The sequence below is a fragment of the Sulfurovum sp. genome, from assembly GCF_041551015.1.
Classification (GTDB): domain Bacteria; phylum Campylobacterota; class Campylobacteria; order Campylobacterales; family Sulfurovaceae; genus Sulfurovum.
The window spans coordinates 1-7,347 of record NZ_JBFENQ010000090.1 but is presented as its reverse complement, the minus strand read 5'-3'; the positions used below and the strand labels follow the sequence as shown (position 1 = coordinate 7,347).

10 protein-coding genes are annotated in these 7,347 nt (G+C 36.7%); 5 read left to right on the top strand and 5 right to left on the bottom strand.

What is annotated here, in order from left to right:
• Position 1 precedes the first annotated feature (1 nt).
• Entirely contained in the window at positions 2 to 517 is a 516-nt protein-coding gene (locus tag ABZC96_RS06855) for a hypothetical protein (RefSeq protein WP_373030010.1), read from the bottom strand.
• A gap of 208 nt (positions 518 to 725) precedes the next feature.
• On the opposite strand from ABZC96_RS06855, the gene ABZC96_RS06850 reads away from it, so the two are divergent.
• Both ABZC96_RS06850 and ABZC96_RS06845 read left to right on the top strand, forming a co-directional pair.
• Positions 726 to 1,652: a DUF234 domain-containing protein gene (locus ABZC96_RS06850; protein WP_373030008.1), complete on the top strand. Its 927-nt coding sequence runs from the start codon at positions 726 to 728 to the stop codon at positions 1,650 to 1,652.
• Positions 1,653 to 1,662: 10 nt separating this feature from the next.
• On the top strand, positions 1,663 to 1,965 hold the full coding sequence (locus ABZC96_RS06845; RefSeq protein WP_373030006.1) for a hypothetical protein: 303 nt from the start codon (positions 1,663 to 1,665) through the stop codon (positions 1,963 to 1,965).
• On the opposite strand, the gene ABZC96_RS06840 is transcribed toward ABZC96_RS06845, so the two are convergent.
• Entirely contained in the window at positions 1,962 to 2,435 is a 474-nt protein-coding gene (locus tag ABZC96_RS06840; protein WP_373030005.1) for a YhcH/YjgK/YiaL family protein, read from the bottom strand. The genes ABZC96_RS06845 and ABZC96_RS06840 overlap by 4 nt on opposite strands.
• A gap of 154 nt (positions 2,436 to 2,589) precedes the next feature.
• Here ABZC96_RS06840 and ABZC96_RS06835 point away from each other — a divergent pair, with 154 nt between their 5' ends.
• On the top strand, positions 2,590 to 3,528 hold the full coding sequence (locus ABZC96_RS06835) for a DUF234 domain-containing protein (RefSeq protein ID WP_373030004.1): 939 nt from the start codon (positions 2,590 to 2,592) through the stop codon (positions 3,526 to 3,528).
• A gap of 72 nt (positions 3,529 to 3,600) precedes the next feature.
• Entirely contained in the window at positions 3,601 to 4,377 is a 777-nt protein-coding gene (locus ABZC96_RS06830) for a hypothetical protein (RefSeq protein ID WP_373030003.1), read from the top strand.
• Positions 4,378 to 4,391: 14 nt separating this feature from the next.
• Here the strand turns inward: ABZC96_RS06830 and ABZC96_RS06825 are convergent, their stop codons facing one another.
• Positions 4,392 to 5,489, bottom strand: coding sequence for a TRAP transporter substrate-binding protein (locus ABZC96_RS06825; protein ID WP_373030002.1), 1,098 nt, complete (start codon positions 5,487 to 5,489; stop codon positions 4,392 to 4,394).
• Positions 5,490 to 5,554: 65 nt separating this feature from the next.
• Between ABZC96_RS06825 and ABZC96_RS06820 the strand changes: the two genes are divergently transcribed.
• Positions 5,555 to 6,205: a class I SAM-dependent methyltransferase gene (locus ABZC96_RS06820; RefSeq protein WP_373030001.1), complete on the top strand. Its 651-nt coding sequence runs from the start codon at positions 5,555 to 5,557 to the stop codon at positions 6,203 to 6,205.
• An 18-nt stretch (positions 6,206 to 6,223) separates the two neighbouring features.
• On the opposite strand, the gene ABZC96_RS06815 is transcribed toward ABZC96_RS06820, so the two are convergent.
• Entirely contained in the window at positions 6,224 to 7,204 is a 981-nt protein-coding gene (locus ABZC96_RS06815; RefSeq protein ID WP_373029999.1) for a hypothetical protein, read from the bottom strand.
• 2 nt (positions 7,205 to 7,206) lie between these two features.
• Positions 7,207 to 7,347: hypothetical protein (locus ABZC96_RS06810; RefSeq protein WP_373030011.1), on the bottom strand; the 141-nt coding region annotated here is incomplete at its 5' end.

Below are 7,347 nucleotides of genomic sequence, written 5' to 3'. Positions count from 1 at the left end.
TTTATTTAGGACAGGTTTGACTCTTGTCACCTGCTACAGCTCCGGTAAGTTCAAGAAATGCGCCAAAAGGACCCATGACTGACATTGCTTCCACTTTCGGGCCTGTAAATTTCAATTTTCCTGACATCATCGCACCCATAGCACCGCATCCAAAAGATCCTTTTCCCATACATGTCCAGTCATCATCCGTAGCATTCATTATATAATCAACACTATAGTCTGCTTGCTTTCCATCCGGTTTTCCACCATAGGTACAAACAGATTTTCCATCTTTATTGATAATATTGAGCTGTACTTTACTTTCTTCGTTGCATTGTGTTCGGTAGATTTGAATCAGTTTATATCCTCGGTCTTTATTATTTGTAGACCACTTTGCAAGACCTGTTGTAAGTGTATCACTCTTATTCCATGCATCACACATGTTTTTTGCCCAAGCTTTATCCATAAATTCTGTTGATATGGCACTACTTGTCAAACCTATGGTTACTGTTGTTATTAAGATCATTTTTTTTAACATTGTATTACTCCTTTTGATGTATAGTTATTATACATATATATACTTAATGAAATAATATAAATAAATGTAATAAATTAAATTTATATAATAGTTTATTACATTGGTATTTCCTACAGCATTAGGATGTTCTAAATCATAATATAGATATATGAATGGGGACGGAGACTAACTTTAAGCTATAATCACATATCTAAAATAAGGTTAACCTATGTCAAAACGTCCAACACTTCTACAACATTTTCGCTCTTTTGCTTATCAGAACAATATCAGAGAATTTGATAAGGCTTTAGAGTATTTTGCAGTGTTTGGCGGTACGGGGTGGGATGTAGATACTTCTAAGAGTGTAGAGGCACTTATAGAAGAAAAAGTACTGCGTAACTATGAACCCATTCATAAAAGCATGACAAGATATACACATAACAATCCTGTGTATCATATGTTGTTGTCTATCGTTGCATTAGGTGTGAACCATGAGCATGATGCATTTAAAAAAGCTAAGATAGGTAGAGACAAAGGCGAAGAAGCTATGGATTACCTAGAAAAGAAAAGTTTGTTAAAATTTGATCTTTCAGTAGAAAAACCTTTAAAAGATAGTGATGGGAAATCAGATAGATTGTTATTTGAATTGCCTTTTATGCGTTTTTGGTTTGCTGTGATCTCTCCTCATTACAAGAGTATTTCAGAAGGTGATTTTAGTGAATTTACACAAAAGTGGCACATACTTAGAGACAATTTTTCTATTTTACTGAGTAACCAGTTAGTGTTGGACCTCGTAAAGCAAACAGTTGCCAAAAAGTTTGCAGATGACCCCATAGTCTCCATAGGGTCATACTACGACAAACATGTACAAATAGAGATACTTGCCAAAAGAAAATCTGGAAAGATGTTAGCAGGTGAGTGTAAATACTCTAAAGAGGCAGCAAAAATAAACATGCTTAACTCACTGAAAGAGAAATGCCAAAAGGCAGAACTAAACATAGCTGATTATGTACTCTTCTCTAAAAATGGATTTTCTACTGAGTTTGAGCAGATGAAAGATACAGATATAACACTTTTATCTCATGCTCATCTAGCTTCATTACTAGATAATTTGAGTGAAGATGACTTATTGGTATACACCAACAAAAAGTACTAAAAGGAAAACTATGTTAATAAGAAGCGGTAAAATACAGTTTTTATTTTGGACAGCTTTCTTCGCGGTATTACTTTATATTTGGATTGTAACCATAGGGTTGCAGACTTTTGTCTTGCCTGATGAAAAGCCAATGGAAGTTCCACAAAATGTAGTTTTTTTGATGTTTGTTCTTTATGGTTTTTTAGCTGTTGCTGTACTGGCAGGCACCATCATTTCTACCATGATCAACAACAGGTTTTACATGAAGTTTTTTAGCATCTTTATGATGATAGGACTTGCAACGTTATTGACTACAAGAAGTATGTTTGGCTAAGTATCGAGTAAGAGTTCAGTTTTTATTTTGACTACTACTTTTTTGACATGTTCAGATTTTTCAGATGTCATCAAGGCAGCCATATGTGCATCATGAGGGTACAGCATTACAAATGTTTCAGGACATACATCAACGCGTGTTTGCCCGGGAGCCATTCGTTTGTACCATTGGACGTCTGTTGCATCATCATAGGGTGTATGGATTGACAGGTTGTCTGTAAAAGAACATTCAAATCTTTCAGCGCCTATGAGAACCGTTTGTATATCTACATATCTTTTGTGTGATTCAAATAGTGATGTTTCAGGAGTGCAGGTATCATAACTCATCACAATAGCAAAGATGTCGTCACCTTCTATGGTGTATTTCTTTTCCTCTGCATCGGCAGATAAGGTATGTAAAAACTCAAATGCTTTTGTCCATGCAGATCCAAAGTGGTAATGCTTCCAGTTTTCCAATCTATCAATAATCATACTTTAAATCCTTTTTCTTTTCTCATCTTTAGCATTGTACATTAAATTATGACACTTTTGTATATGAAACCAAAAAGGCAGGGGGGAGAATCTGATTGGCTTTATAACGCCATCTAAGGTATAATCTGAAAATATAAATACAAGGTCCTATCATATGTCTAACAAACCTACAAATCATCCTACTCTATTGGAACAATTTCGCTCTTTCTGCTTTCAAAACTCTGCCACTGACTTTGAACAGGCTGTAGAATACTTTGCCGTGTTTGGCGGTATGGGATGGAATGTTGACTTTTCCAAATCTATCGACGAATTGATAGAAGAAAAAGTACTTAAGAATTACAGATATATACATGGAGACATTGCACATACGACAAAGAGCAAGCCGATTTATCATGCACTGCTTTCTGCCATCGCTTCTGGTGACAGACGAGAACATTCTGCATTTAAAAAAGCGAATGTCAAAAGAGAAGAAGGAGAGGAAGCTATAGATTGGCTGATTAAAAGTGATCTTTTGATTTTTGACAGATCTGTAGAAAAACCTGTGAAGGAAGAAGATGGAAGTTCTGACAAACTGTTGTTTACCCAGCCTTTTATGCGTTTTTGGTTTTCTTCTATTTCTCCTTACTACAAGGGTATAAAAGAGGGTGACTATAGCGAGATGAAAGAACACTGGTCCCAAATAAAATCGGGATTTTCTGAACTTATCTACGACCAGTTGGTTTTAGAAATGCTCAAAAAGAGTTTTAAAGATGCTTTTGAAGGTGATCCTATAGTTGGTATAGGTGGGTATTGGGACAAGAATGTTGAGATAGATATCTTGATCAAGAGAAAGTCAGGTGAGATGATAGCAGGTGTAACAAAGTATGGTAAGTCAAAAGCCAATAAAAGTGAACTCACAAAGCTCAAAGAAAAATGTGCACAGGCTGAACTTGATGTAGATACTTTCGTCATCTTTTCTAAAAACAAATTCTCGTCTGAACTGAAAAAGGAAAAAGGTGAGAAGTTACAACTTTTTTCTCTTAGAAATTTGACAGGTCTTATGGCTGAGTTGAGTGAAAAAGATCTACTGGAATATACAAATAAGAAGTATTGATAATTAATTCATGTATGATTAACACTTCTATATTATACTAGTTTAAAATTTACCAAAGGAAGACTATTAAGTATGAAAAAGACTTTACTACTATTATCATTGACTAGTTCATTGATGTTTGCATCGACAGGTGCTGATCTTACAAAAAATAACTGTGCAAGCTGTCATATGTTAACTACACCAACACCAGATATGATACCAACGATGAAAGCACCTGCTATGGATGCAATAATGTTTCATATCAATCTAGTCATGCAGGACAAAAAAGAGATAAAAGATTTTATCTTGGATTATGTACAATATCCAAAAGCATCTAAAACTGTTTGTGAATCCAACAAAGTACAAGGGTTCGGTGTAATGCCGTCACTTAAAGGTAAAGTCTCAGAAAAAGATCTAGCGATTATAGCAGATCATATGATGGCGAACTTCCCAACACCTGAGTTTGTTGCAATGATCAAAGAAGTACAGAAAAATGATAAGATAAATGCATTACAAGACTCACCGTTTCTCATAAATCAAGAGAACTTACCTCACTTTACAGGTTTACTTGTGAAGAACTGGGACAAAGCAGGACTGGGATTGACTGATGAACAAAAAGAGAAACTGCTTGTAGTACGTAAAGAGACAAAAAAAGGTGTTGGAAAACTCAAAATACAGATAGACACGTTGGAATCAGAAGTGATCGATGCGATGATAGACCGTGAAGCACCAAGTACAGTAGCATCACAAGTAGATGAAATAGCAAAATTGAAAGCTGAAGTGACAAAGATACATCTCAAATGTATAGCCAATACAACCGCTATCCTAAGTGATGAGCAAATAGAGTTCCTACTTCCTTTTTGGGAGTAGGGTAAGTTGAGGGATTACCCTCTGATATCTAAAAAGTTCTTGGTACTGATGTCGTCCCAAGGCTTATTGATCTTCACAAAATCCTCGTAGCTTTTTAATACACGTTTAAAATCTTCGCTTTTGGCACTTTCCGCTTCTAACACTTCACCTAGTGCAATTTTGGCTGCATCCATCATATCTTTTGGGAATGTTCTTATCTGTACATCTTTTGGGAGCTCTTGCAGTGCTTTGGCATTTTTGTATCTGAACTCCTGAAGCATGTTCCCTGTCATCTCTTCACTTGCTGCAGTGATAATGGCTTGATGTTCAGCGCTTAGCTTTTCCCATCTAGCCTTGTTGAAAGTGATTTCCAGTATAGAACCAGGCTCATGCCAACCTGTGTAGTAGTATGGAGCTGCTTTTGAAAAGCCCATCATACTGTCAAGTGCAGGTCCTACCCATTCTGTGGCATCTATGGTACCACGTTCAAGTGATGTATAGATCTCTCCGGCAGGTAAGAGTACAGGGTTCACTCCCAGTTTCTTCATCACTTCTCCACCCAGACCAGGGATGCGCATTTTAAGACCCTTAAGATCTGCAAGCGAGTTGATCTCTTTTTTAAACCAGCCACCCATCTGTGGTCCTGTTGTACCCCCTATGAGTGGATAGAGATTAAACTTACCGTACATCTCACGCCAAAGCTCATATCCGCCACCAAACTTCATCCAAGTGATCATCTCTTCACTGGTAAGACCTAGAGGCATTCCACCAAAGATGGAGAATGCAGGGTTCTTACCTTTCCAGTAGTAGACACCAGAGTGAAAAGCATCTATTTGTGCTGCAGAAGTCGAGTCAAAGACCTGAAGGGCAGGAACAAGGATGTTTTTAGCGTAGACTTTGATCTCAAGCGTTCCGCCACTGAGTTCAAAACAGCGTTTGGCAAAAGTATCTACTCCTGTCCCCATAATAGGAAAATGTGCAGGCCAAGATGTTGCAAGCTTGAGTGTGACTTTTTTACCTCGGTTGATGTTAACAGAACCAGCTTCTCTCTTTTCTTCAGCTCTATGGCATCCACTTAGTGCCAAAGCGGTAGCTCCAATGGCTGTACTGGCTATAAAATCTCTTCTTTTCATCGTTAAATTGTGTCCTTGCATTAATAAATAAATAGTAACATAACTATGAATAAACAAGGATGAAAATGAAGTGTCATATTTGTAATAAAATTACAGAATCATTTATAGATCAAAAAACAAACATTCCATACTACAATTGCAACAATTGCGAATATATTTTTAAATCACCAGAATGTTACCAAGACTTCTCTGTACAAAAAGAACGATATAATCTTCATGAAAATGATGAAAATGATACAGGCTATCAAGCTTACTTCCAGCGCTTCTTGGATTTTATACTTCCTTTACTGGACAAGCCAAAAACAGCACTTGATTTTGGTTGTGGTAGAAGTTCTCTACTTGCATCACTTCTTATCAAAGAGGGCATAGATTGTGACTACTATGATCCTATATATCATCCTGATACTTTAGATGAGAAGAAAAAGTATGAACTGATTGTCTCTACAGAAGTTTTTGAACATCTGCATCAGCCTAGAGAAGTCTTTGAAAGCTTATTAGATAGATTGGAAGAGGGTGGCTACTTGGCACTGCAGACACAGTTCCATCCCAATGATGCAGAAGCCTTTAAAAAATGGTACTATCATCAGGATCCGACACATATTGTCTTTTTTACGGCTAAGACTTTTAGAGTGCTTTGCAAAGAGTATGGTGTTGAGTTTATTGCTGATAATGGAAAAAATATGGTGGTGCTGAGAAAGAGTTCACACTCACAGTAACTGTAAGTGCAAAATTTTTTAGAAGAGAGAATACTCTTCTTGAATCGTATTTAACATACTTTTATCTGCATTGTAGATAAATGCGTAGTTAAAGTGGGTATTTTTAAGCAGGTCCTGTAATTCTTCTTTAGTTTTAAACCAATAAGGATGGTCGATACCCGGTACTTTGGTCTTAGGCGGTGTCATAACAACACTTTTAACCCACATGTTACTTCTCATGACGTATTCTCTTGCTTTCGTGATGTCTGAGAGATTGTCGGTAAATATAGCTACTTTAGCACTTTTGCTTGCTTGTGTACTTTTGAGCTTTCCATCTATGAACACTGGTGTAAAGTGTTTAGTATACTTAAGACGGTCCACTGAATAAGGAAGTTCATGTGTTTCACAAAAGTCTATAGCACGAAGCAGATACTCTAAATGAAAAGGAATCAATTCCTTTTCCTGATAGACAAATCCGCCTACTTTAAATGTTGTTCTAAAGAGTGTATCTGATACAGGGTATCCTTCTACTTCTCTTTTTAGTTTAGGCGTGTCAGGTTTGATAAGTTCAAGGAGTTCTTTATCTGTACCTATAAAGAGTGAACATTCAGAATTGAGTATCTGTTCAAATGCCTTTTTCCAATCGTTTGAAATAAAGGTAATATTAGTTTTATGCACTAGTATCATTTTAAGGAATGTCTGTTCATGTTCTGAAAGTAAATAGAATTTCGCTTCTTTTCTAATAATCACATAACGGATGAGTTTAAAGGCTGCGAGTTGTAAGTCTGAAACTTTTATCCAGGCAATCTCATCATCATTTTTTACGATACTGTCATCTGCATAAACGATAGCATACGCACCATTGGCTATGGCTTGGTCTATCTCTTCTTGATTTGAAGAGAAGAAAAGATCACCATGCTCTACTTTTGAGTAATAAACTGTCGCAGCTTCTATAGCTTGAACTTTTGGTGTGTTGGTGAGTGTTCCCTCAGTGAGGTTTACGATATCTTCAATTTTCATACTTAGCCTATAGGTGTTCCAGCCGTTTTAGGCTTTTCTGGACGTATCATACACAGACCGTCTTCATCTTTGGCTGCAAGAAGCATACCTTCACTTTTAAGGCCCATGAGTTTAGCCGGCTTCAGGTTTGCAACAACACATAC